This window comes from Streptomyces sp. NPDC000880, assembly GCF_053599675.1.
This window is the reverse complement of sequence record NZ_JBSFMS010000028.1, coordinates 13463-36759: the sequence shown is the minus strand read 5'-3', so window position 1 is coordinate 36759 and position 23297 is coordinate 13463. Positions and strand designations below refer to the sequence as shown.

The 23297-nt window shown below is 69.5% G+C and carries 19 protein-coding genes; 8 read left to right on the top strand and 11 right to left on the bottom strand.

Annotated elements, in window-relative coordinates; genetic code table 11:
• The first annotated feature begins 86 nt into the window (after window positions 1-86).
• Window positions 87-1043 carry an aldo/keto reductase gene (locus ACWDO5_RS12445; RefSeq protein ID WP_450530289.1) on the top strand — a complete coding sequence of 319 codons (957 nt, stop codon included), beginning with the start codon at window positions 87-89 and terminating at the stop codon, window positions 1041-1043.
• 125 nt (window positions 1044-1168) lie between these two features.
• Here the strand turns inward: ACWDO5_RS12445 and ACWDO5_RS12440 are convergent, their stop codons facing one another.
• From ACWDO5_RS12440 to ACWDO5_RS12430, 3 genes are all read right to left on the bottom strand, one after another.
• The gene (locus ACWDO5_RS12440; protein ID WP_450530267.1) at window positions 1169-3346 is read right to left on the bottom strand and encodes a SpoIIE family protein phosphatase; all 2178 of its coding nucleotides are present in this window, start codon (window positions 3344-3346) and stop codon (window positions 1169-1171) included.
• Between the two features lie 253 nt (window positions 3347-3599).
• Entirely contained in the window at window positions 3600-6059 is a 2460-nt protein-coding gene (locus ACWDO5_RS12435) for a cation-translocating P-type ATPase (RefSeq protein ID WP_450530266.1), read from the bottom strand.
• Window positions 6060-6165: 106 nt separating this feature from the next.
• Window positions 6166-6459, bottom strand: coding sequence for a DUF2530 domain-containing protein (locus ACWDO5_RS12430; protein ID WP_450530265.1), 294 nt, complete (start codon window positions 6457-6459; stop codon window positions 6166-6168).
• 173 nt (window positions 6460-6632) lie between these two features.
• On the opposite strand from ACWDO5_RS12430, the gene ACWDO5_RS12425 reads away from it, so the two are divergent.
• Complete coding sequence (locus tag ACWDO5_RS12425) at window positions 6633-8087, top strand: NCS2 family permease (RefSeq protein WP_450530264.1); 1455 nt, start codon at window positions 6633-6635, stop codon at window positions 8085-8087.
• Between the two features lie 7 nt (window positions 8088-8094).
• On the opposite strand, the gene ACWDO5_RS12420 is transcribed toward ACWDO5_RS12425, so the two are convergent.
• Entirely contained in the window at window positions 8095-8277 is a 183-nt protein-coding gene (locus ACWDO5_RS12420; RefSeq protein WP_450530263.1) for a ribbon-helix-helix protein, CopG family, read from the bottom strand.
• Window positions 8278-8418: 141 nt separating this feature from the next.
• On the opposite strand from ACWDO5_RS12420, the gene ACWDO5_RS12415 reads away from it, so the two are divergent.
• From ACWDO5_RS12415 to thpR, 3 genes are all read left to right on the top strand, one after another.
• Window positions 8419-8862, top strand: coding sequence for a MarR family winged helix-turn-helix transcriptional regulator (locus tag ACWDO5_RS12415; RefSeq protein WP_450530262.1), 444 nt, complete (start codon window positions 8419-8421; stop codon window positions 8860-8862).
• 28 nt (window positions 8863-8890) lie between these two features.
• On the top strand, window positions 8891-10207 hold the full coding sequence (locus ACWDO5_RS12410) for an MFS transporter (protein ID WP_450530261.1): 1317 nt from the start codon (window positions 8891-8893) through the stop codon (window positions 10205-10207).
• Between the two features lie 209 nt (window positions 10208-10416).
• Entirely contained in the window at window positions 10417-10986 is a 570-nt protein-coding gene (gene thpR, locus ACWDO5_RS12405) for an RNA 2',3'-cyclic phosphodiesterase (RefSeq protein WP_450530260.1), read from the top strand.
• 175 nt (window positions 10987-11161) lie between these two features.
• Here thpR and ACWDO5_RS12400 read toward each other — a convergent pair whose 3' ends face one another.
• Together ACWDO5_RS12400 and ACWDO5_RS12395 are read right to left on the bottom strand one after the other, a co-directional pair.
• Window positions 11162-12151, bottom strand: a complete 990-nt coding sequence (locus ACWDO5_RS12400; protein ID WP_450530259.1) for an aldo/keto reductase — start codon at window positions 12149-12151, stop codon at window positions 11162-11164.
• Between the two features lie 161 nt (window positions 12152-12312).
• Window positions 12313-13596, bottom strand: coding sequence for an ice-binding family protein (locus ACWDO5_RS12395; RefSeq protein ID WP_450530258.1), 1284 nt, complete (start codon window positions 13594-13596; stop codon window positions 12313-12315).
• Between the two features lie 525 nt (window positions 13597-14121).
• Here ACWDO5_RS12395 and ACWDO5_RS12390 point away from each other — a divergent pair.
• Window positions 14122-14589, top strand: a complete 468-nt coding sequence (locus ACWDO5_RS12390; RefSeq protein WP_450530257.1) for a hypothetical protein — start codon at window positions 14122-14124, stop codon at window positions 14587-14589.
• A 276-nt stretch (window positions 14590-14865) separates the two neighbouring features.
• On the opposite strand, the gene ACWDO5_RS12385 is transcribed toward ACWDO5_RS12390, so the two are convergent.
• Window positions 14866-15585 (bottom strand): GDSL-type esterase/lipase family protein, encoded by a 720-nt coding sequence (locus ACWDO5_RS12385; protein ID WP_450530256.1) that lies wholly within the window; start codon window positions 15583-15585, stop codon window positions 14866-14868.
• A 160-nt stretch (window positions 15586-15745) separates the two neighbouring features.
• Here ACWDO5_RS12385 and ACWDO5_RS12380 point away from each other — a divergent pair, with 160 nt between their 5' ends.
• Window positions 15746-16708 (top strand): WD40 repeat domain-containing protein, encoded by a 963-nt coding sequence (locus ACWDO5_RS12380; RefSeq protein WP_450530255.1) that lies wholly within the window; start codon window positions 15746-15748, stop codon window positions 16706-16708.
• A gap of 334 nt (window positions 16709-17042) precedes the next feature.
• Here ACWDO5_RS12380 and serC read toward each other — a convergent pair whose 3' ends face one another.
• On the bottom strand, window positions 17043-18161 hold the full coding sequence (gene serC / locus ACWDO5_RS12375) for a phosphoserine transaminase (RefSeq protein WP_450530254.1): 1119 nt from the start codon (window positions 18159-18161) through the stop codon (window positions 17043-17045).
• Window positions 18162-18242: 81 nt separating this feature from the next.
• Window positions 18243-18866, bottom strand: coding sequence for a GTP-binding protein (locus ACWDO5_RS12370; protein WP_450530253.1), 624 nt, complete (start codon window positions 18864-18866; stop codon window positions 18243-18245).
• 217 nt (window positions 18867-19083) lie between these two features.
• On the opposite strand from ACWDO5_RS12370, the gene ACWDO5_RS12365 reads away from it, so the two are divergent.
• A complete protein-coding gene (locus tag ACWDO5_RS12365) occupies window positions 19084-21936 on the top strand; it encodes an FAD-binding and (Fe-S)-binding domain-containing protein (RefSeq protein WP_450530252.1) in 2853 nt (950 codons plus the stop codon).
• Here the strand turns inward: ACWDO5_RS12365 and ACWDO5_RS12360 are convergent.
• Both ACWDO5_RS12360 and ACWDO5_RS12355 read right to left on the bottom strand, forming a co-directional pair.
• A complete protein-coding gene (locus ACWDO5_RS12360; protein WP_450530251.1) occupies window positions 21923-22342 on the bottom strand; it encodes a pyridoxamine 5'-phosphate oxidase family protein in 420 nt (139 codons plus the stop codon). The genes ACWDO5_RS12365 and ACWDO5_RS12360 overlap by 14 nt on opposite strands.
• A gap of 116 nt (window positions 22343-22458) precedes the next feature.
• Window positions 22459-23196 (bottom strand): response regulator transcription factor, encoded by a 738-nt coding sequence (locus tag ACWDO5_RS12355; RefSeq protein ID WP_450530250.1) that lies wholly within the window; start codon window positions 23194-23196, stop codon window positions 22459-22461.
• Window positions 23197-23297 lie beyond the last annotated feature (101 nt).

Here is a 23297-nt window from a genome sequence, read left to right as displayed (position 1 = left end):
TACCCGGAAGCGGGATCAGATCGCGTGGTCCCGACCGGGCCCGCCGACAGCACAGGTGCCGGAGTTAGCATCGGGCCGTGACGGAAATGCAATATAACCAGCTCGGCAACTCCGGTCTCGTCGTCTCGGCGGTGGGCCTGGGCTGCAACAACTTCGGATTCCGCATCGATGAGGCCACCACGGGGGAGGTTGTGGGCGCGGCGCTGGACGCGGGCATCAACTTCTTCGACACTGCGGACACTTATGGAAGCCCCAAGGGTGCTTCCGAGGAACTGCTCGGCAAGGCCCTGCGCGGACGCCGCGAGGAGGCGGTCGTCGCCACGAAGTTCGGCGGCGACATGGCTGGGGCGCTCGGCCCGGACTGGGGGCGGCGCAACTCCCGCCGCTACATCCGCACGGCCGTGGAGGCGTCGCTGCGCCGGCTCGGTACCGAGTGGATCGACCTGTACCAGTTGCACTGGCGTGACGCGGGCACCCCGGTCGAGGAGATCCTCGCCACCTTGGACGACCTGGTCCGAGAGGGCAAGGTCCGCTACATCGGCTGCTGCAACCTGACCGGGTGGCAGGTCGCCGAGTCGGTGCACACCGCGCGCGAGCAAGGCCTCACCCCGTACGTCTCGGCGCAGAACCACTACAGCCTGCTGACCCGCAAGGCCGAGGACGAGCTGATCCCCGCAGCCGAGCACTACGGCCTGGGCGTTCTGCCGTACTTCCCGCTGGAGAACGGCCTGCTGACCGGCAAGTACAGCCGCGGCGCGGAGGCACCGGCCGGCAGTCGCCTGAACGACCCGCGTTTCCAGCGGTTCCAGAAGGTGGAGGACGCCCCCTGGGACGTGATCGAGGCCCTGACCTCGTTCGCCGAGCAGCGCGGACGCTCTCTGCTCGACGTCGCCTTTGCCGGGCTGATCGCCCGACCGGCCGTCGGCTCCGTGATCGCCGGGGCCACCAGCGTCGAGCAGGTCAAGGCGAACGCCGCCGCGGGTTCGTGGGCGCTGACCGCCGAGGAGGTGGCGGAGATCGACCGGATCACCGGCAAGGTCTGAACCCGGTCGGCCCGGCGCTGCGTGACGGTGACCGCCACGCGGCGCCGGGCCGCACTGGTCGGCAGTGAGCACGACTCCGGCGGATCAGCTCGCTGACCACCAGCTCAATGATGAACTGCGCCTGACTAGAGCCCCCGCGCTCCGAGCCGACCGGTGGCCGGCTCCCTGGCTTTCACCACCTGGGCGGCGGCGGGGATGTCCCAGGTGGCGACCTGGTCGGTGGAGAGTGCTGGGAAGCGGGCCAGGACCAGGGCGACATCGTCGGCGGGGCGCTCGGGGTCAGCGAGCAGTGTGTTGATCACGGTGTCGCAGCTGGCCTCCAGCGTCGCCGCGGGCAGGGAGAGGGCCCGGCCCAGCAGATCGAGGCCCGCAGCGATGTCATGATCGCGGGACTCGATCAGACCGTCGGTGTAGAGGGCAAGCACGCTGTCCGCAGCCATTTCCAGCTCGACGGACTCGAATGGCAGACCGCCGACTCCGAGCGGCGGCCCGGTGGCCCCCCGGACCAGTTCGACGGAGCGGTCGGGCGCGACGATGAAGGGCATCGGATGGCCGGCGGAGGCCATGACGCAGCGCCGCGAGATCGGGTCGTATACCGCGTACAGGCAGGTCCCACCGTAGAGGCAGGCCCCACCGAGTTCACCGGCGGCCGCCTGGTCGCCGTCGGCGACTCCGGTCTGTTCCTCACTGGTGAGGTGGATGACGAGGTCGTCGAGGTGGGTGAGCAGCTCGTCGGGCGGCAGGTCGACAGCGGCGAGAGTGCGGACCGCGGTCCGCAGTCGGCCCATGGTGGCTGCGGCGTGGATGCCGTGGCCGACGACATCCCCGACGACCAGCGCGACCCGGCTGCCGGACAGCGGGATCACGTCGAACCAGTCGCCCCCCACGCCCGCGGAGGAACCCGCCGGCAGGTAGCGCGAGGCCACGTCCAGGGCTTCCTGCCTGGGCAGCTGCTGCGGCAGGAGGCTCCGTTGCAGGGCAAGGGCCGTGGAGCGTTCGTGGGTGTAGCAGCGCGCGTTGTCGATGGCGACGGCGCCCCTGGCGACCAGTTCCTCCGCGTACAACAGCTCGTCGGCCTCGAACGGCACGGCCCACTCCGAGCGCCAGAACTCGACCACGCCTATCTGCACGTCCCGTGCCACCAGCGGGACCGTGATGAGCGAGTGCATGCCGAATTCGAGCAGCTTCTCGGCCTGGTCCGGATCCTGGGCACGCCAGGCGTGGTCGGCGGGCAGGTCGGGTTTGGCCATCCCTCGCCCGCTGGTCGGGCTATGGGCGGAGGGTGGGGCCGGGTCCGGAGTGAACACCGTGCCGGGCGGATACAGCGGGGCGTCGTCGCTGATGCCGCCGACGGCCAGACGGCGCAGCCCCATGCGGTCGTCCGGCGAGGGTTCCTCGCCGAGCAGGACCGCACCCGCGAGGTCGACGGTGACGTAGTCGGCGAACCGGGCCACGGCCACCCGGGACAGTTCTCGCACGGTTTGTTCCACGTCCAGGGTGGTTCCCACGGCCACGCTGACGTCGTACAGCAGCTTGAGCCGTGCGCGGGCCACCTCGGTGCGTCCGTGGCTCTCCTCCAGCGAACTCCCCATGGTGTTGAAGGCGGCTTCCAGGACGCCGATCTCACCCATGCCCGTTTCTGGCATGCGCGCAGACAGATCGCCGCTCGCCAGCCGGGCGGCCACGGCGGCCGCCTTGCGCACGTGCCGCACGATCGCCCACGCCTGATACCAGGTGAAGGCGGCCATGAGGAGAACCGACCCCGCGAGCCCGGCCACGGCTCCGGCAACCGCACGCCGGATATTGTGCGCGGCCGCGTCCTCGCGCGCCATGAGTGTGACGCGGGACACCCGGTCGTATTCGTCGAACTGGTTCCTCAGCGCGTTCACACGCTGCCGCCCGTCGTTCGTCGTAGCCATGCTCGACGCGGACGGATCCCCTCGGCGCACCGCGTCGACCAGCGGGGCGGAGTAGTCGTCGATGAACGACTCGCCGTCCCGGGAGATCCTCTGCGCGGTACTGCGCTGCCCTGGTGCATCGGAGAGCCTTACGAGCTCCCGGGCCTGTCCGGGGAAGGCGGCGAGTCCCGCTGTCCACGGTTGCAGGAACTGTGCCTGCCGGGTGATGACATAACCGCGCTGGCCGGTCTCGATGTCCAGGAGTGTTTTCTCCAGGGCGCCCGCCTGGACGAGCGACGAGCGGATGTGTTTGCGCGCTTCCGTCGACGACCGCACATCGTCTATCGCCCAGAGCAGCGCACCAAAAGTGAGCCCGAGCAGCAATGCGACCACACCGTTGGCCATGACTGTACGGAGCGTCAGCCCCGGCCTTGCGTCCGGTGTCCTGGATCGAGACGCCGCTCGTGCCCTCATAGTCCGCCCTGTGGTCAGTATGAATTCGACATTGTCGACAAAAGTATCAAAGCCTTGCTAACTGGCCTAGAGGTTCCGCCCATGGATTGGTGACAGCGATCACCGCAGGTAGAAGCGGAGGCGGAGTCGTAGGCGCTCTGCGGCCGTGCGATTCCGGCGGCGCTGTGCAGTAAGCACAACCCGCCTACGCAGCGAACCGCCGGTCCACCACCCGCCACGCCACCTCCAGCAACACCGCCCCCACCGCCGCAATCCCCACGGCCCCCCACGGCATCGTCGTCCCCACCAGCTTCAGCGCGAAGAAGTCCTGCAGCCACGGCACGATCAGCACGATCAGGAAGCAGGCCCCCATCGCCGCCACCAGGCACACCCGCCACCACGTGTACGGGCGGGCGACGATCGCCAGGACCCACATCGAGACCAGGAACAGTGTCAGCGTCGCCGCGCTCGTTTCCGCGTCCAGCGCGCCCGGGCCGCTGTAGTGCGAGCGGGCCAGCAGATACGTGGCGAAGGTGGCCACCGCCGCGATCACGCCCGCCGGGATCGAGTACCGCATCACCCTGCGTACGAAGTGCGGCTTGGCGCGCTCCTTGTTCGGGGCCAGCGCCAGGAAGAACGCCGGTACGCCGATGGTCAGCGTCGACAGCAGCGTCAAGTGCCGTGGCAGGAAGGGGTATTCGACCTGGCTGCACACCACCAGGATCGCCAGCAGCACGGAGTACACCGTCTTGGTCAGGAAGAGCGTGGCGACCCGGGTGATGTTGCCGATGACCCGGCGCCCCTCCGCCACCACCGAAGGCAGCGTCGCGAAGCTGTTGTTGAGCAGCACGATCTGGGCCACGGCGCGCGTCGCCTCCGAGCCCGAGCCCATCGATACGCCGATGTCCGCGTCTTTCAGGGCCAGGACGTCGTTGACGCCGTCGCCCGTCATCGCGACGGTGTGGCCGTGGGACTGCAGCGCGCCCACCATGTCGCGCTTCTGTTGCGGGGTGACCCGGCCGAAGACCGAGTTGGAGTCCAGGGCTGCGGCCATCGCTTCCCGCTCTGTGGGGAGCCCGCGCGCGTCCACGGTGTTCTGCGCGCCCGGCAGACCGAGCTTTGTGGCCACCGCGCTCACCGACACCGCGTTGTCGCCGGAGATGACCTTCGGCGCGACGTCCTGGTCGGCGAAGTACCGCAGCGTGTCGGAGGCGTCCGGCCGCAGCCGCTGCTCGAGCACGACCAGCGCCGTCGGCTTGGCCCCGGCCGCGACGGCCGGCGCGTCCAGCTCGCCCGCCGCCCGGGCGAGCAGCAGCACCCGCAGGCCCTGTTCGTTGAGCTGCTCGGTCTCGGCCAGGGCCGGATCGCCCGCCGGCAGCAGCACATCGGGCGCGCCCAGCAGCCATGTGGAGTTCTCGCCGTTGCCCTCGCTGAAGCTGGCGCCGCTGTACTTGCGCGCCGACGAGAAGGGCAGCGACTCGGTGCAGCGCCAGTCCTCGCTGTCCGGATACGCGTTGATGATCGCCTGGAGGGACGCGTTGGGCCGGGGGTCGGACTCGCCGAGCGCGCCCAGGACCTTGCGTATGTACGTCTCGTCCGAGCCGCCCAGCGGCCGCAGCTCGGTGACGTCCATGCCGCCTTCGGTCAGCGTGCCCGTCTTGTCGAGGCATACGACGTCGATCCGCGCGAGCCCCTCGATCGCGGGCAGTTCCTGCACCAGGCACTGCTTGCGGCCGAGCCGGATGACGCCGATCGCGAAGGCGACCGACGTCAGCAGGACAAGCCCTTCGGGGATCATCGGCACGATGCCGCCGACTGTCCTGGCCACCGATTCCTTGAAGTTGTTGTTCTTGACGACCAGCTGGCTGATGACGAGCCCGATCGCGGTCGGGATCATCATCCAGGTCACGTACTTGAGGATCGTCGAGATACCGCTGCGCAGCTCGGAGTGGACGAGCGTGAACCGGGACGCCTCCTCCGCGAGCTGCGCCGCGTACGCCTCGCGCCCCACCCTCGTCGCCATGAACGCCCCGCCGCCCGCGACCACGAAGCTCCCCGACATCACCTTCTCGCCCGGCTGCTTGACGACCGGGTCGGCTTCACCCGTCAGCAGCGACTCGTCGATCTCCAGGCTGTCCGCCTCCGCCACCTCGCCGTCCACGACGACCTTGTCGCCGGGTCCGAGTTCGACGAGATCGCCGAGGACGATCTCGGAGGTGGAGACTTCCGCGGCCACGCCGTCGCGTCGCACCGTCGGTTTGGCCTCGCCGATGACCGCGAGCCCGTCCAGCGTCTTCTTGGCCCGCAGCTCCTGGATGATGCCGATGCCGGTGTTGGCGATGATCACAAAGCCGAAGAGGCTGTCCTGGATCGGCGCGACGAAGAACATGATCACCCACAGCACGCCGATGATGGCGTTGAAGCGGGTGAACACATTGCCGCGGATGATGTCGGCGGTGGAGCGTGAGGAGCGGACGGGTACGTCGTTGACCTCGCCCCGCGCGACCCGCTCGGCGACCTCCGCGGTCGTCAGCCCGGAAGGGCGCGGCACGATCGCTGACGGGGGTGGCTTCATCGGGTGCACAGGGTCGAGTTCGGCTCCCGCGTCTATGGCGGGTTGGCCCGGCTCGGAGCCGTCCGTGTCGATCCTCGCCCGCTGCGTCATGGTTTCGACGGTACGGCCGCACGGACCGGTTCACCCGCCGAGTGCGCCGAAGATCAGACCCCAGTAGGACGCGAATGGTCCTCTGGCATTACAGGGGCCGTACGGGTCACTTGCCTTCGTCGGTTGCGGCGGCCGCACCGTCATCCGCTGCCCCGACGGCCTGACCGCCCTTGATCGCGGCCTCACGCCCGCGTACGTACCAGATGCCGATCAACCCGAGACCGGCGCCGGCCAGGCATGTCCACACCCACCACATGAGGTCGCGGTCGTCGAACCAGCTGTAGAAGGGGATCTGCACGAGGAAGAGGACGAACCAGAGGATCGTGCCGCTGACGACGGTGGCGACGACCGGCCCCTCCAGGGGTTCGGGTGCCTCGTGCTTGGGGGTCCACTTCGCCATGCGCACAGTGTAGGGCGGCCCCCGACCAGCCGTTCGGGGGCCGGTCGTCCCAGGGGTCTACGCGCGGAGATAGCGATCTCCGCTTTGGCTATTCATACTGAAACGGTTTGCCGTTGGCCTGAATTAATCGTGCAGACAACCAAAGTCAACCCCCCGCATTACTGAGGTTCCGCATGTCCCCCATGGCCACAGCCCCGGTCGGCGCCCCGCAGCCGCCGACTCCCGGTCAGCAGCCGCAGAACAGCCTGGACCGCTTCTTCAAGATCTCGGAGCGCGGCTCCACGATCGCGCGCGAGGTACGGGGCGGATTTGCCACCTTCTTCGCGATGGCCTACATCATCGTGCTGAACCCGATCGTCCTCGGCAGCGCGAAGGACATCTACGGGCACCAGCTCGACGCCGGCCAGCTGGTCACCGCCACAGTGCTCACCGCGGCCTTCTCCACGCTGCTCATGGGCGTCATCGGCAATGTCCCGATCGCTCTCGCGGCCGGACTCGGCGTGAACACCGTCGTCGCCCTCCAGCTCGCGCCCCGGATGTCCTGGCCGGACGCGATGGGCATGGTCGTACTCGCCGGCTTCGTCGTGATGCTGCTGGTCGCCACCGGTCTGCGCGAGCGCGTGATGAACGCCGTGCCGCGCAGCCTGCGCAAGGGCATCGCGATCGGCATCGGCCTCTTCATCATGCTGATCGGCCTGGTGGACTCGGGCTTCGTCTCACGTATCCCGGACGTCGCGAGGACCACGGTCCCGCTCCAGCTGGGCACGGGCGGCCACCTCGACGGCTGGCCGGTCCTCGTCTTCGCACTCGGTGCGCTGCTCACGCTCGCGCTGATCATCCGTAAGGTGCCGGGCGCGATTCTCATCTCGATCGTCGTGATGACGATCGTCGCGATGGTCATCAACGCAGTGGCCACCGTCCCCTCCTGGGGCCTGACCACGCCGAAGTGGCCCGGCAATCCGGTCGCGTCACCCGACTTCGGTCTGGTGGGCGAGGTCAGCCTGTTCGGCGGCTTCGAGAAGGTCGGCTATCTGACGGGCGTGCTGTTCGTTTTCACTGTGCTGCTGTCCTGCTTCTTCGACGCGATGGGCACGATCCTCGGCGTCGGCGACGAGGCCAGGCTGATGGACAAGGACGGCAACTTCCCCGGCATCAACAAAGTGCTGTTCGTTGATGGCATCGCGGTCGCCTCGGGCGGCGCGACCTCGTCATCCGCGGCGACTTGCTTCGTGGAGTCCACGGCCGGCGTCGGCGAGGGAGCCCGTACCGGCCTCGCGTCCGTCGTCACGGGTGCGCTGTTCTCGGTGGCGCTGTTTCTCACGCCGCTCGCCACGATGGTCCCGTCCCAGGCGGCGACGCCCGCGCTGGTGGCGGTGGGCTTCCTGATCCTGGCGGGGTCGGTCCGGGACATCGACTGGAGCGACTACACCGTCGCCGTCCCGGCGTTCCTGGCGATGGTCATGATGCCGTTCACGTACTCCATCACCAACGGCATCGGCATCGGCTTCATCGCCTTCAGCGTGCTGCGGCCAGCGGCCGGGAGGGGCCGCGAGGTGCCCGTCGCCATGTACGTGGTGTCCGCGGTGTTCGTCTTCTACTACGCGATGCCGGCCCTGGGCCTTACGTAAGGGCGCTTCACGTACACCCGTAGAACTTCTCTGTCTCGTCGACCGCCGCCTTGAAGCGTTCGTCGAAGTCATCACGGATGAGCGTCCGGACCACATAGTCCTGGACGCTCATTCCGCGTCTGGCTGCATGGCGCCTGAGACGGTCGAGCAGCTCACCGTCTATCCGGAGACTGAGCACTGTTGTTCCCATGTCGGCCAGGGTTGCCGTACCGCCGTGGCCGGTGCGTCACTTTCTGGATCTGTCTCACTCATATGGGTGACGCGGCTGTCTCTGGCGAGCCTGCGGATAACAACTGGTCTTTAGACAGGGTAATGAGTTATGCTAACGAACATGCCTGACCTGTCCCCTGGTAGCGACGCCGACGTCGCCGCCGTGAACGCTCTCCGCTCGGCCGTGATGCGGCTGGGCCGACGCCTCAAGCATCAGCGCGTCGACGAATCGCTGAGCCCCACCGAGATGTCGGTGCTCGGCACCCTCGCCCTTTGCGGCTCCGCCACACCTGGCGAGCTGGCCCGCAAGGAGCATGTCCAGCCGCCGTCCATGACACGGATAGTGGCGTTGCTCGAGGCCAAGGGACTGGTCCGGCTCGAGCCGCACCCCGATGACCGCCGACAGAAGGTGGTCAGCCCGACCGAGCGGGCGGAAGCCATGCTCGAGGAGAGCCGCCGCAAGCGGAACGCCTGGCTGGCCTCGCTCGCAGAGGGTCTGGACGAGGACGAATGGGCGAAGCTGTGCGCTGCCGCCCCCGTACTGGAGAAGCTCGCACACCTGTAACCAAGCACCTTTGAGGAGGCGACCCCTTTTGAGTACGGGACCCGGAGCAGACTCCGCACCCCTACCCGCCCCTACGACAATGTTCAGCTCGCTGAAGATCCGCAACTACCGGCTCTTCGCCACCGGGCAAGTGGTCTCGAACACCGGCACCTGGATGCAGCGCATCGCCCAGGACTGGCTGGTACTGACGCTGACCGGATCCGCGTCCGCCGTCGGCATCACCATCGCGCTGCAGTTCCTGCCCATGCTTCTGTTCGGCCTGTACGGCGGCGTGCTCGCGGACCGCATGCCCAAGCGGCCGCTGCTGCTGGCCACCCAGGTCGCGATGGGCCTCACCGGCCTGGTGCTCGCCGTGCTCACGCTCAGCGGCCATGTCCAGGTGTGGCACGTCTACCTCACGGCTTTTCTGCTCGGCCTCGTCACCGTCGTCGACAACCCGGCGCGCCAGTCGTTCGTCGCCGAGATGGTCGGTCCTGAGCAGCTGGCCAACGCGGTCAGCCTCAACTCCGCCAACTTCCAGTCGGCGCGGCTGGTCGGCCCGGCCGTCGCCGGTGTGCTGATCACGGCCGTAGGCAGCGGTTATGCCTTCCTGCTGAATGGTCTCTCCTTCCTCGCGCCCATCGCGGGCCTGCTGCTGATGCGCAACAGCGAGCTGCACAAGGTCGAGCGCGTGTCGCGCTCCAAGGGGCAGTTGCGGGAAGGGCTGAGGTACGTCGCGGGCCGGCCCGAGCTGATCTGGCCGATCGTCCTCGTCGGCTTCATCGGCACCTTCGGCTTCAACTTCCCGATCTGGCTCTCAGCCTTCGTGGACGACGTCTACCACTCCGGCGCGAGTACGTATGGCCTGCTCAACACCCTGATGGCGGCCGGCTCCCTGGCGGGCGCCCTGCTCGCAGCCCGGCGCCGCACCTCGCGACTGCGGGTGCTGGTGGGCGCGGCGGTGCTGTTCGGAGCTCTGGAGGTCGTGACCGCGTTCGCGCCGCAGTTCTGGATCTTCGCGGTGCTGTTGGTGCCGATCGGGATGTTCGGCCTGACGGTCAACGTCACGGCCAACTCCAGCATTCAGATGGCGACGGAACCGGCCATGCGGGGCCGCGTGATGAGCCTGTTCATGATGGTCTTCGTGGGTGGTACGCCACTGGGCGCGCCCCTCGTCGGCTGGATCACCGACACGTACGGACCGCGGATCGGCTTCGCGGCGGGCGGCACGGTGGCGCTGGTCGCGGCGATCGGAGTCGGCGTGATGCTCGCCCGTGTGGGCGGGCTGCGCCTGAAAATAGATCTGCGGCGGGGACGCAGGCATGTGGAGTTCGTCCCGAGGGAGGAGCTGGCGACGGCGGCGTGAGCGGGTCACCCCGTGGGGCGAGGTGCGCTGGTCTGTACGGTGCGGGCCGCGCGGGTCTGTACGGGGTCGGGGCCCCGCGGGTCTGTAGGGCTCCGGGTCCCGCGGTCCGTACGACGCGGGCCGCGCGGTTCGTACGGTTCGGGTCATACGGGCCGTAGGGCATGGGCTCACCCGTCCCGTAACGCCCCCGTTTGGGCCAGACTCGGACAATGAGACTCTTCGCTGCCGTACTGCCACCGGCCCCGGCCGCAGGTGAACTCGGCCTCGCCGTCGACCGGTTGAGGACCCTGCCCGGCGCGGACGGCCTGCGCTGGACCGGCCGGGACGGCTGGCACTTCACGCTCGCCTTCATGGGCGAGGTCGACGACGGCCTGCTCCCCGAGCTGCACGAGAGGCTCGGGCGGGCCGCCCACAGGACCGCGCGCTTCCCGCTGCGCCTCCACCGCGGCGGACGGTTCGGCCGGCGGGCGCTGTGGGCGGGCGTGGCCGGCGACCTCGATGAGATGCGCCTGCTCGCGGAACGCGCGGACGCGGCGGCCCGGCGGTCCGGCATCAGCATGGAGGAGCACCGCCGCTACCACCCGCATCTCACGATCGCCCGCAGCCGCGACGACGCGGATCTGCGCCCGTACGTCGAGGAGCTCGACACCTTCGAGGGCACGCCCTGGGAGGTGGCCGAGCTCGCGCTCGTACGCAGCAATCTTCCGGTGAGCGGGGTACGGGGCGAGCAGCCGCGGTACGAGACGGTCGGGTCCTGGCCACTCGAACGGGCGAGTTAACCTCGGTGCGTGAACCCCAAAACCAGAAACCAGATCATGGCCGGCGTGCTTGTGCTGATGTTCGCGATCATCGCCGTGGCGGCCGTGGTCGGTCAGTAATCCTGACCGCCCCACGGCCGCGTCTCGGGCCTGTCGGCGCCCCAGCAGGCGAAGGCCTCCGGCGCCTGTAGGCGTCCTACCAGGCGAAGGCCTCCGGCGACGGCCCCGGGCCCGGGAAGATCTCGTCCAGCGCGGACAGCACCTCGTCGCTCAGCTTCAGCTCCACGGCGCGCAGCGCGGAGGCGAGCTGGTCCGCCGTACGCGGCCCGACGATGGGTCCGGTGACCCCCGGCCGGGTGAGCAGCCAGGCCAGCGCGGCCTCGCCCGGCTCCAGGCCGTGCTTGTCGAGCAGGTCCTCGTACGCCTGGATCTGCGCACGGGTATCGGCGTCGGCGAGGGCTTCCGCGGCTCGCCCGGAGGCACGCCGTCCGCCTGCGGTCTCCTTCTTGATGACTCCGCCGAGCAGCCCGCCCTGCAGCGGCGACCACGGGATCACGCCGAGGCCGTACTCCTGCGCGGCCGGGATGACCTCCATCTCGGCGCGGCGCTCCGCGAGGTTGTACAGGCACTGCTCGCTGACCAGGCCGAACGAGCCGAGGCGGCGGGCGGTCTCATTGGTCTGCGCGATCTTCCAGCCGGGGAAGTTGCTGGAGCCCGCGTAAAGGATCTTGCCCTGCTGGATGAGGACGTCGATCGCCTGCCAGATCTCCTCGACGGGCGTGTCCCGGTCGATGTGGTGGAACTGGTAGAGGTCGATGTAGTCGGTCCCCAGCCGCTTGAGGCTGGCGTCGACGGCGCGGCGGATGTTCAGGGCGGACAACTTGTCGTGGTTGGGCCAGGCGTCGCCGTCGGCGGCCATGTTCCCGTACACCTTGGTGGCGAGCACGACCTTGTCGCGCCGTTCGCCGCCCTTGGCGAACCAGCTACCGATGATCTCCTCGGTGCGGCCCTTGTCCTCGCCCCAGCCGTAGACATTGGCGGTGTCGAAGAAGTTGATCCCCGCGCCGAGCGCGGCGTCCATGATGGTGTGGCTGTCGGCCTCTTCGGTGAGAGGCCCGAAGTTCATCGTCCCGAGGACGAGTCGACTGACCTTGAGTCCGGTGCGTCCGAGCTGCGTGTACTCCATGGCTACCAAGCCAACGCCTTCGAGCGCGCTCGAGGCAAGGCGGACGAGGTCAGTCGCGGAGGAATTCGCACGACAGCGCCCCCGTCCACGGGCAAACTTGTCCGTGGACGGGGGCGGACAGTAGCGATGTGCGCTACCGATCGGTTGCTTGAACTGCCTTGCTACCCGTCGCAACTGTCTGATCGGGCGCCGGCCCCGCGTTTCCTGATACGGAGCATGACCAGGCCGACCACGATGAGCAGCGCTGCCCCCGCACCCGCCACTGAGGCGTACAGGTCCTCTGAGCCGGTGTCCGCCAGATGGTCGGGACGCTTCGAGTCGTGGGGACGTGTCGGCTTGTGAGATCCGCTTTCATGCGGTTTGCCTGGTTCGGAAGGACCGTCGTGCGGATGGCCGTTTCCGTGCCCGCCTCCGGGTTCGTCGGGTCGCCCGGGTTCGTCGGGTCCTCCCGGCCCTCCGGGTTCGTCGGGTCCTCCAGGTTCTCCCGGCTCCCCGGGTTCTCCCGGCTCCCCGGGCTCCCCGGGTTCTCCAGGCGCGCCGCTGGGGCCGGCTGGGCCTTCGGGACCTTCGGGACCTTCGGGGCCTTCGGCGCCAGCGGGGCCTTCAGGGCCTTCAGGGCCTTCAGGGCCTGCGGGGCCTGCGGGGCCTGCGGGGCCAGCGGGGCCTTGGGGCCCTTCGGGGCCGGGCGCCCCGAGGACGCAGGTAGGTCGGAGGATCACGTCGCTCAGGAGCGTCACCTCGGCGTTCCGTGCGAGTAGCCGGCCCTCGACCCTGGCGTTGGTGCCCACCGTGATCGAGGTCAGCGCCATGATCGTGCCCTGGAAGGATGTGTTTGTCATCAGGGTCGCCGTGACGCCGACCTGCCAGAAGACGTTGCACGGCTGAGCGCCGTTGATGAGCGCGATGGTGCTGTTGACAGGCATGTTCAGCGATTCTGGGACCTGGAAGATGAAGACCGCGTTGGGATCACCTTGGGCGTCGAGCGTAAGCGTCCCGGTGACTTGGAGCGCACTCTCGGCTCTGTAGGTGCCCGGGGTCAGGGTCTCGCCACCGATGTCTGCTGCCACGAGAACGAACGGGGTTTGCCCCGCGGCGTTGTCGTACGCGTCCTCCAGGTCGAGCTTCGGCTGGGCCGCGGCGGCTTCCGTGTAAATCGAGCCGTTCACGATTCCGGGCGGGAAGCCAATGACCGCGCTTCCCGGGCTGACGCCCACATCCCCGTAAATGTAGGTGGGACCGCCGTTGGTGACCTCCGTGCCGGCCAGCACCGCAAAGCTCTCGGCGGCTCCCAGGTCCGGTGCGGTAGCTGCGCGTGCGCTGGTCGCCATCGCCAGGAGCGCGGCCGAACTGAGCAGGACCAGCCCGAGAACGAACGCGATCGTCGTCGTCAGTCGTTGAAGTAGCGGTCTGCGGTGATCGGTGGTAGGGGCACCATTGTTTGCCATGCACTTTGCCTTCCGCTTACTCGGTGTCGTCGCGAACCCGGGCGTACGGACGCAGCGTTGTGCTTCGCGGGTGCGTCCGCCGAACGGTTCGAGGGCGACATGGGGGGCGAACGGCCGCGGAAATCCACGAAGGCAGGTGAGGATGCGGCCGTCCTTGGGCAAGGACATGGACCAGGCTCGCCACCCGGTCCGGCTCAGCACTCATATGAGATCACCCGGTAGCAGCGCTTCTTGGGAGGCAAACGGGTGGTTTCGCCGGTGCGCGTTGGAGACCTCCACCCGCCTGGGTCTGTCAAATCGCGGCCGGATCTGGCCGGTGCATGCCAACAATCACCAGGATCGGACTTGCTGTCTCGAGGAGCCCGTGCCTCAATGCAGTTGTCACTGACTACCCATCAGGCCCACAAAGGCCGGCGCGGGAATCGAGCGCCGGGCAACCCCACACCCCACCCCAAGGATTCCGCGAGTCCGCGCATTGGCAGTCGGCGACGTCAGCCCGTAAACCCCCACATGAAGGCGGGACCCATGAGGCACGGCAAACTCGGAATCGGCGCATTACTGGGCACAGGCCTGATGGCCGCAGGTTCGCTCGCCATGTCGCCCATCGCGAACGCGGTGACGCCGGAGACGGCCACCATCTCCTTCGACTGCGGATCGTTCGGCTCCGGCGAGGCGACGCTCACGGCCACCCAGGACGGGACGGCCGCGACCATCAGCGTCTCCACATCGGCCATTACGTCCCCCATTGCCATCTCGGTGAACTCGGTCAAGTCGACCCTCACCCTGAGCAAGAACGGTTCCGACACGGCGACGTTCACCGGCAACGCCAACCCGGCGATTCCGGCCGGGGGCGCGGTCTCCACCGGGCCGCTCGACGGAACGGTCGCCGCGGGCGACAGCCTGGAGGCGAAGTCGCTGGAGGTCGTGGTCTTCGGCATCACCGCAAACTGCGCGGCGACGTCCGCGCAGTCTCCCGGGCCGTTCGTGTTCTGACGGCCGGGCGGGAGCCGTTGAACCCAAGGGGCGGCGTCACGCGAACGCGCGTGGCCCGGCCCTGACTGGCTTACCCGACGGCCTCGATGAAGGTGGCCCAGGCGGGCGGGGAGAGGGTGAGGGCGGGACGGGCGCAGTGCTGCGTTCGTCGGAGTGTCCGCGCTCGACGGCCTGACGTGGCCGCTGGGCTGGCGGTCCCGCCCCTCAATCGAAGTTCCGTTCGTAGAGCCGGAGTTGTTGCACGAGATGGCGATGTGTGCTTACGGTGTCGCGTAATTACGCTCCGTGAAACGGGGTGGTCCCCGGCGGTGCGCCAACACCGTCCGTCCGCCCGCCCAGCCCCCACGCCTGGTGCATCGCCCCCGCGAACGCCGCCGCCAGTTTGTGCTCCCCGGACGGGCCCGGGTGCGTCCCGTCGTACGTGTCCGTGTCGATGGCGTACGACTCCGGGCGTGACGCCAGCAGCAGAGGTGAGGACGGCTCGTCCAAGTCCGCGACCGACTTCGCGAGCAGTTCGTTGAAGCGGTCGCACTCTGCCGCGAAGGGCGCGTCCGTGCGGGCGCGGATGTTCGGGATGACCGGGAGCAGGACCATCCGGACGCGCGGGTTGGCCGCGCGGGCCTCAGCGATGAAATGGCGGGCGTTCAGGGCGGTTTGGGTGCTGTCCGTGTAGAAGCCGAGGTCTATCAGGCCGAGCGAGACCAGCAGTATGTCGGCCTGCTCCGCGGCGACCGTCTCCCGGACGATCGGGGCCATGTGCAACCAGCCCTCGCCCCAGCCGGCGAGGTGCCTGCGGGCGTCGGCGGGGAAGGCGGGGTCCGCGTACGCGGTGCAGACGGGGGCGTTGGCGACGGTGTCGTACAACTCGGTGCGTGGGCCGACGATCTCGTACGGGGCGTCGAAGGACGTGGCCAGGTGCTGCCACATGCGGTAGCGCCAGGTGTAGTCGCCGGCGCGTCCGATGGTCATGGAATCGCCGACGAACATGAAACGCATGGGCGCAATCATGGCCGATCAGGCCGCGCACCTGCGATGTGAGGCTGGACACGGGCGGCTCGGGCGAAAGGGGCGGCTCGGGCGAAAGGGGCGGCTCGGGCGAAAGGGGCGGCCGGGCTGTCGGCGGTGCCGGCAAATCGCGTCGTGGCAGGCTGGGGGCATGCGTTCGCTTCCGTACGTCACCGTTGCCGCCGCCGTCGTGCTTCTCGCCGCCGGCCCCGCCTTCGCCGACGACTCCGGGTTCACGATCCAGGACCCGCGGGTAAAGGAGTCCAGCGGACTTGCAGCCAGCCGCGTGCACCCCGGGATCTACTGGACGCACAACGACCAGGACGAGCCGCGCGTCTTCGCCGTCGACTCCAAGACCGGCGAGACCGTCGCGACGATCACCCTGAGCGGGGTCGGGAAGCCCCGGGACATGGAGGCGATCTCGGTCGGCACGGACGGGAACGTCTACGTCGGAGACATCGGCGACAACCTCGATGGCAGCTGGGACCACGTCTGGATCTACCGCTTCACGGAGCCGAAGGCGCTCAAGGACATGACCGTCCGCGCCACGCAGTACACCGTGAAGTACGCCGACGGCGCGCGGAACGCCGAGGCGCTGATGGTCCATCCCAAGACCGGCCGCGTCTACATCGCGTCGAAGAACGAGGAGGGCGGCGGGCTGTACGAAGGGCCCGCGACGCTCAGCCCCACCGGGACCAATGTCTTCCGGCGGATGGGGGAGGTGCCGTGGGTGACGGACGGGGCTTTCTCGCCGGACGGGAAGGAGCTGGTGCTGCGCTCGTACTTCAGCGCGCGCGGGTACGAGTGGAAGGACGGCAGACTCGGGGCCGACCACCGGGTGTCGGCGCCGATTCAGGGGCAGGCCGAGTCCGTGACGTACACCGCTGACGGCACGGCGCTGATGTTCGGGACGGAGGGCGAGCAGAGCGAGGTGAAGGAGGTCCCGCTGGGCAAGGAGTCCGTCTCGGACGGGGGAAGCAAGTCGCCGTCCGAGGGCGGGAGTTCGGCCGCCGACGACAGCGGCGACAAGAGCAGCTTTACCTATGGGCTCATCGTCCTGGTCGGCGCCACCGCGCTCGTCTTCGGGGTGAAGCGGATGCTGCGCCGCGACTGAGGCGACCTGGCGCGGTCGTGGCGGTCGGCTACACCGGCCGTGGGCGTGGTCGCCCTCGACGGCGATGCTGACGGGGGTGCCCTTCCAGCGGCTGAGCCGGTGAGGGGACGGCGCTTCAGGCGTCCGGCTTTCCAGCCTTCAGGATCGGTGCGCGACCGGTCACTCGCGCGTGTGCGTGGAGCACCGGGCTATTACGCAGCAGGCTCGGACGAAGTCCTCCTGGATGTTCCTGACCGTGGCCAGCAGCTCAGGCTTGTTGTCCAGCACGCCCCCGTACGCGGCGAGGGGCCCAGCAGCGTCATGCCGCCGGGCCCCTCACTCGTAGGCGTAACCCTCAGAGCTTCTCGATCACGTAGTCGATGCACGCCGTCAGCGCCTGCACGTCCGCCGGGTCGATCGCCGGGAACATCGCCACCCGCAGCTGGTTCCGCCCCAGCTTGCGGTACGGCTCCGTGTCGACGATGCCGTTCGCGCGCAGCGCCTTCGCCACCGCCGCCGCGTCGATCTCGTCCGCGAAGTCGATCGTGCCGATGACCTGCGAGCGCTTCGCCGGGTCCAGCACGAACGGCGTCGCGTATTTGGACGCCTCGGCCCATCCGTACAGGTTCCGCGCCGACGTCGCCGTGCGACGGACTGACCAGTCCAGGCCGCCCTGGCTGTTCAGCCAGGTCAGCTGCTCGTTCAGGAGGAAGAGCGTGGCCAGCGCCGGGGTGTTGTACGTCTGGTTCTTGAGGGAGTTGTCGATCGCCGTCGGCAGCGAGAAGAACTCCGGTACGTGGCGGCCCGAGCCGTGGATACGCGCGGCGCGCTCCAGGGCGGCCGGCGAGAAGACGCCGATCCACAGGCCGCCGTCCGAGGCGAAGGACTTCTGCGGGGCGAAGTAGTAGACGTCCGTCTCGGCGATGCCGACCGGCAGCCCGCCCGCGCCCGACGTCGCGTCGACCAGGACCAGCGCGCCCTCGTCCGCGCCCTGCACCCGCTTGATGGGGGCCGCGACGCCCGTGGAGGTCTCGTTGTGGGTGAAGGCGTAGACGTCGACACCCGCCTCCGCCTCGGGGTCCGGGTGCGTGCCCGGGTCGGAGGCGATGACCGTCGGCTCGGCCAGCCACGGCGCGAGCTTCGACGCCTTCGCGAACTTGGACGAGAACTCGCCGAAGGACAGGTGCTGGGACTTGTTGTCGATCAGGCCGTGTGTCGCGATGTCCCAGAAGGCGGTGGAGCCGCCGTTGCCCAGGATTACCTCGTAGCCCTCGGGGAGCTGGAAGAGGTCGCGTACGCCGTCGCGCACCGCGCCGACCAGGTTCTTGACCGGGGCCTGGCGGTGGGACGTGCCGAGGAGGGATGTGCCGGTCGCGGCCAGGGCGTCCAGCGCCTCCGTACGCACCTTGGAGGGGCCCGCGCCGAAACGGCCGTCGGCGGGCTTGATGTCAGCGGGAATCTGGATCTCAGCCACATTCCGGAGCGTATCCGGTCGAGGGGCGTGACGGATACGCGGTCCGGCCGATGAGACGGCCCCCGGGTGCTGACCTGCGCGTCAGTCCTCCTTGCGGTCTTGCCAGGCCAATGACAGCGCGTGCAGATGCTCTACCAGCGCGATCAGTACGAACTTGCTGGAGGAGTGGTCGCGGGCGTCGAACTCCACCAGCGGCACCTCCGGCCCCAGCGCCAGTGCCTCGCGGATCTGCTCCTCGCTGTGCAGGGGGCCGCCGAAGTCGTTGACGGCGACGATGAAGGGCATGCCGTGGTGTTCCAGGCGGTCGAGTGCGTACCAGGCGTCGGGCAGCGAGCGGGTGTCGACGAGGACTACCGCGCCGTGCGTGCCTTCGAAGAGGCGGTCCCACAGGAACCAGAAACGTTCCTGGCCGGGGGCGCCGAAGAGGTACAGGACGCTGCGCTCGTCGATCGTGATCCGGCCGAAGTCGAAGGCGACGGTGGTGGAGCCCTTGGCGCGTACGCGGCTGGTGCCGTCGAGCGTGCTGCCCGCACGGCTCACTGCTTCCTCCGTGTGCAGCGTGCGTATCTCGCTGACGGAGCGGACCATCGTCGTCTTGCCCACTCCGAAGCCGCCCACGACGACGATCTTCAGGGCGTTGACGGTCGTCCCGGCGAGCGCGGGGTGGGGCTGCGCCGGGGGAACCGTCCGCGTGACGCGGGTCATCGGTTCTGGGCGGTGCCGGTCATCGAGTGTTGCCTTCCGGGGTGGCGAGGGCGTAACTGGAGCCGTTTGTTCCTGATCAAGTCCTCGTCACTATAGGAGAGTTGGCGATCACATTGGGAAGTTCTTGTGGGCTTTCGTGCGGATGCTGCGGCGCAATGGGTGCAAGCGGCACGTTTCCTGCCGGTGTGATGTGAGTGACAGGGGCATCCTGGGACACATGGGTGAACAGCGACAGACGGGGCGAGGCGGGGTCGGCCGGCGCGAGGCGGGCGAGCTGGCGCGGGAGCTCGCGAAGGCGTTGCGCGGCGAGGTGGACTTCACCGCGGCCGCCCGGGCCCTGATGACCATGGACGCGTCCAACTACCGACGCGTCCCGGTCGGCGTCGTGACGCCGCGCGACGCGGAGGACGTGGCCGCCGCCCTGGAGGTGTGCAGGCGGCACGGTGTGCCGGTGGTGCCGCGCGGCGGGGGTACGTCGATCGCCGGGCAGGCCACCGGCATCGGTGTGGTGCTGGACTTCACCCGTCATATGAACGCGGTGGTGGAGGTGGACAAGGACGCCCGTACGGCGGTGGTGCAGCCTGGCCTCGTACTGGACACGCTGCGCGATGCCGTGCGGCCGGACGGGCTGACGTTCGGGCCCGATCCGTCGACACACAGTCGCTGCACGCTCGGCGGGATGATCGGCAACAACTCCTGCGGCGCACACTCGGTGGCGTGGGGGACGACCGCCGACAACGTCCGCGGCCTGTCGGTCGTGACGTACGGCGGGGACCAATTCCGCCTCGGCCAGGGCTGGGAGGGCGGCGCGCCGACCGGCCTCAGGGAGCTCGTCGACCGGAATCTGGCGCTGCTGCGGACGGGGTTTCCTGACGGGCTGCCGCGCCGTATCTCCGGATACGCGCTGGACGCCCTGCTGCCCGAGAAGGGCGTCGATCTGGCGCGGGCGTTCTGCGGCAGTGAGGGCACGCTGGGGGTGGTGACCCAGGCGGCCGTACGCCTGGTCGACGCGCCCCGTGCGCGGGCGCTCGCCGTCCTTGGTTACCCGGACGAGAGCGCGGCGGCCGACGCGGCGCCCGGGCTGCTGGCGCACAGGCCCCTGACCGTCGAGGGCATGGCCGACGACCTGGTGCCGGACGCGCGGGGGCTGCCGCGCGGCGGGGCCTGGCTGTTTGTGGAGACGGGCGGTGCCACGGCGGCACAGGCGCGGGCCGCCGCGGCCGCCATCGTCCGGGCGGCGGACGCGCTGGACGGCACGGTGGTGGACGACCCGGCGGGCATGCGGGCGCTGTGGCGGGTACGGGAGGACGCGTCGGGGACGGCGACGCGGAGCGCCGAAGGCGGCGAGGCCTGGCCGGGGTGGGAGGACTGCGCGGTGCCGCCGGCCCGGCTGGGGGCGTACCTGCGGGACTTCCGGGCGCTGCTCGCCGAGCACGGTCTGAGCGGGACGCCGTACGGACACTTCGGGGACGGCTGCATCCACGTCCGTATCGACTTCGACCTGATGAGCGAGGAGGGCGTGGCCCGCTTCCGGACGTTCTCCGTCGAGGTCGCGGAACTCGTCGTCGCGCACGGCGGCTCGCTGTCGGGCGAGCACGGCGACGGGCAGGCGCGCGCGGAGCTGCTGCCGAAGATGTACGGCGACGAACTGGTCGCCCTCTTCGGCCGGTTCAAGGACGTGTGGGACCCGGCGGGCGGCATGAACCCGGGGATCCTCGCCCGCCCCGACCGGCTCGACTCCAATCTCCGCTTCTCCGTCCTGCCGAAGAAGCCGGTGGAGGTGGCGTTCGGCTATCCGCACGACGGCGGGGACTTCGCGGGGGCGGTGCGCAGGTGTGTCGGCGTAGCCAAATGCCGTACGACTGACGCGGGTTCGGGCGGCGGTGTGATGTGCCCGTCCTTCCGGGCGACGGGCGAGGAGCAGCACTCGACGCGCGGGCGGGCCCGGCTGCTGCACGAGATGCTGGCGGGGGAGGTCGTACGCGACGGCTGGCGCTCGGCGGAGGTGCGCGACGCGCTCGACCTGTGCCTGTCCTGCAAGGGGTGCCGCAGCGACTGCCCGGTGGGCGTCGACATGGCCACGTACAAGGCGGAGTTCCTGCACCACCACTACGCGGGCCGGGTGCGGCCCGCCTCGCACTACGCGATGGGCCGGCTGCCCCTGTGGCTGCGGGCGGCTGCTCCCTTTGCCCGGACGGCCAACGCGGCGGCCCGGATCCGCCCTCTGGCGGCGCTCGCCAAACGGCTGGCCGGCATCGCGCCCGAGCGTTCCCTTCCCACGCTCGCACCCCAGACCTTCCGGCGCTGGCTGCGGGAGCACATGGGTGAGAGGGCGGAGATCTTGGCGAAGAACCGCACGGCGGTGCTGTGGCCGGACACCTTCACCGACCACCTGTCCCCGTCCGTCGGCCGGGCGGCGGTGAAGGTCATGGAGGCGGCGGGCATCGGGATCGTGCTGCCGCCGGGCCGGGTCTGCTGCGGCCTGACGTACGTCTCGACGGGCCAGCTCGACCGCGCCCGCACGGTCATGCGCCACACCCTGGACACGGTGGAGCCGCTGCTGGAACTGGGCGTCCCGGTGGTCGTCCTGGAGCCGAGCTGCGCGGCGGCGCTCAAGACGGACCTGCCGGAACTGCTGGCCGAGGACCCCAGGTCGGCGCGCCTGGCGGCATCGGTCCGGACCTTCGCCCAGGCGCTTGAGGAGTGCGCGCCCAACTGGGCCCCGCCGCGCCTGGACCGGGCGGTGGCCGGCCAGACGCACTGCCACCAGCATGCGGTGCTGGGGGACGCGGCGGAGCGCCGTCTGCGTGAACGGGCCGGGCTGGTGGGGGAGTTGAGCGGGGGCTGCTGCGGCCTGGCGGGGAACTTCGGCTTCGAGAAGGGCCACTACGGAGTGTCGGTGGCGTGTGCGGAGGACCAGCTGCTGCCGGCGGTGCGGGCCGCGGGGGAAGGGGTGGAGCTGCTGGCGGACGGGTTCTCGTGCCGTACGCAGCTGGAGCAGCTGGAGGGGAGGGGGGCGAGGCATCTGGCCCAGGTGCTGGCGGAGGGCCTGGGAGTCACCCGATCGTGAGCTCTTCGATCAGCGGCGGGTCCTGGGTGAAGTCGCTGTAGCGCACCCAGGTCGGCCGGACCCGCACGTGCGTGATGCCGGGCCAGGCGAGCCGGTCCCGGCCGTCCGGGTAGGCGGTGAAGTAGCACGCCTGAATGCGCTCGAGCTCAGAGCCGGTGGGGAAGTCCGCGACGCCCTCGATCTGCGCGGTGATCGCGTCGTCCCAGCCGATCACGAGGGCGATGCGGGGGTCGGCGTGCAGGTTGAGGCACTTGCGCGTCGTCTCGACAGTGTCGAACACGATCTCGAGATCGTCGCTGACCGCGTATCCGACGACCGCGGCCTGGGCTGCTCCGTCCGGCGCCACGGACGCCTGGACGGCGAGCTTGTACCTGCGAAGGAACCACATCAGCTCGTCGCGCTTCATGAGCCCTCTCTACCACGGGCGTTCCCGGGCGGCCCGCTGTCGGCTTCGTCGTTCCCAAGGGGCCGTATCCGGGGCCGGCGAACCCGGAGGACCGAGGCCCGGTTCCGACCTGAGTCTCAGGGGCCGGGCCTGGCGGGGTCCAGTCGGTAGCCGTGGCCGCGCAGCGTCGTGATCCGCGGCATGGCCGAAGTACGGCAGGCGGCGGCGGCCTCGCCCAGGCGGCGGCGTAGTGAGGCCAGCGTGACGTCGAGTGTTTTCGTCGGGCCGAACCAGTTCTCGTCCCAGACCTGTGCCATCAGGGTCTCGCGGGAGACGGCGGCTCCGGCGTGCTCGGCGAGGACGGCGAGCAGTTCGAATTCTTTGGGCCGCAGTGCGATCTCGTCGGCTGCGAGCAGGCAGCGCCGTGCGGCGGTGTCCACGGTCAGGTCACCGACGCGGATCGGCCCCTCCTCCTGGGGCGGGGCGGTCGGCCGGCGGCGCAGGTGCGCGCGTAGCCGGGCCAGCAGCACACTCAGAGTGAAGGGCTTGACCAGGTAGTCGTCGGCCCCCGCGTCCAGGCCGGCGATGACGTCGATCTCGTCGCTGCGCGCGGTGAGGATGACGATGAGCAGATCGGGGAATGCGGCGCGCAGCTCGCGGGCGATGTCGATGCCGTCGCCGTCGGGCAGGCCGAGGTCGAGCAGCACAACGTCCTGGGGCGTGGTGCGGGCTTCGGCCAGCCCGCTCATTGCCGTGCGGCACCAGGTCGCGTGGTAGCCGTGGCTGCGCAGCCCGGCGTCGAGGTGTCGTCCGATGGTGTCGTCGTCTTCGATGACGAGGACATGGGTCCCCTCCTGGGGTTCGGGCGCGCGCATGCTTCGAAGCGTAGGCGTCGGAGGGCCGGAGGGCAGGCGGCGCCCTGGCTCGTGGAGGAAAGAGACCGGGGCGGGCACCCCTGGGGGTATGAGGGTGCCCG

Excerpts from the sequence above, each read along its gene's own strand:
- ACWDO5_RS12420 (WP_450530263.1), bottom strand. The coding sequence starts at position 8,277 with ATGGGAACAACAGTGCTCAGTCTCCGGATAGACGGTGAGCTGCTCGAC.
- ACWDO5_RS12425 (WP_450530264.1), top strand. The coding sequence starts at position 6,633 with ATGTCCCCCATGGCCACAGCCCCGGTCGGCGCCCCGCAGCCGCCGACT.
- ACWDO5_RS12360 (WP_450530251.1), bottom strand. The coding sequence starts at position 22,342 with ATGAAGCGCGACGAGCTGATGTGGTTCCTTCGCAGGTACAAGCTCGCC.
- ACWDO5_RS12435 (WP_450530266.1), bottom strand. The coding sequence starts at position 6,059 with ATGACGCAGCGGGCGAGGATCGACACGGACGGCTCCGAGCCGGGCCAA.
- ACWDO5_RS12400 (WP_450530259.1), bottom strand. The coding sequence starts at position 12,151 with ATGGAGTACACGCAGCTCGGACGCACCGGACTCAAGGTCAGTCGACTC.
- ACWDO5_RS12430 (WP_450530265.1), bottom strand. The coding sequence starts at position 6,459 with ATGGCGAAGTGGACCCCCAAGCACGAGGCACCCGAACCCCTGGAGGGG.
- ACWDO5_RS12440 (WP_450530267.1), bottom strand. The coding sequence starts at position 3,346 with ATGGCCAACGGTGTGGTCGCATTGCTGCTCGGGCTCACTTTTGGTGCG.
- ACWDO5_RS12415 (WP_450530262.1), top strand. The coding sequence starts at position 8,419 with ATGCCTGACCTGTCCCCTGGTAGCGACGCCGACGTCGCCGCCGTGAAC.
- ACWDO5_RS12370 (WP_450530253.1), bottom strand. The coding sequence starts at position 18,866 with ATGACCCGCGTCACGCGGACGGTTCCCCCGGCGCAGCCCCACCCCGCG.
- ACWDO5_RS12380 (WP_450530255.1), top strand. The coding sequence starts at position 15,746 with ATGCGTTCGCTTCCGTACGTCACCGTTGCCGCCGCCGTCGTGCTTCTC.
- ACWDO5_RS12355 (WP_450530250.1), bottom strand. The coding sequence starts at position 23,196 with ATGCGCGCGCCCGAACCCCAGGAGGGGACCCATGTCCTCGTCATCGAA.
- thpR (WP_450530260.1), top strand. The coding sequence starts at position 10,417 with ATGAGACTCTTCGCTGCCGTACTGCCACCGGCCCCGGCCGCAGGTGAA.
- ACWDO5_RS12365 (WP_450530252.1), top strand. The coding sequence starts at position 19,084 with ATGGGTGAACAGCGACAGACGGGGCGAGGCGGGGTCGGCCGGCGCGAG.
- ACWDO5_RS12390 (WP_450530257.1), top strand. The coding sequence starts at position 14,122 with ATGAGGCACGGCAAACTCGGAATCGGCGCATTACTGGGCACAGGCCTG.
- ACWDO5_RS12445 (WP_450530289.1), top strand. The coding sequence starts at position 87 with ATGCAATATAACCAGCTCGGCAACTCCGGTCTCGTCGTCTCGGCGGTG.
- ACWDO5_RS12395 (WP_450530258.1), bottom strand. The coding sequence starts at position 13,596 with ATGGCAAACAATGGTGCCCCTACCACCGATCACCGCAGACCGCTACTT.
- ACWDO5_RS12385 (WP_450530256.1), bottom strand. The coding sequence starts at position 15,585 with ATGCGTTTCATGTTCGTCGGCGATTCCATGACCATCGGACGCGCCGGC.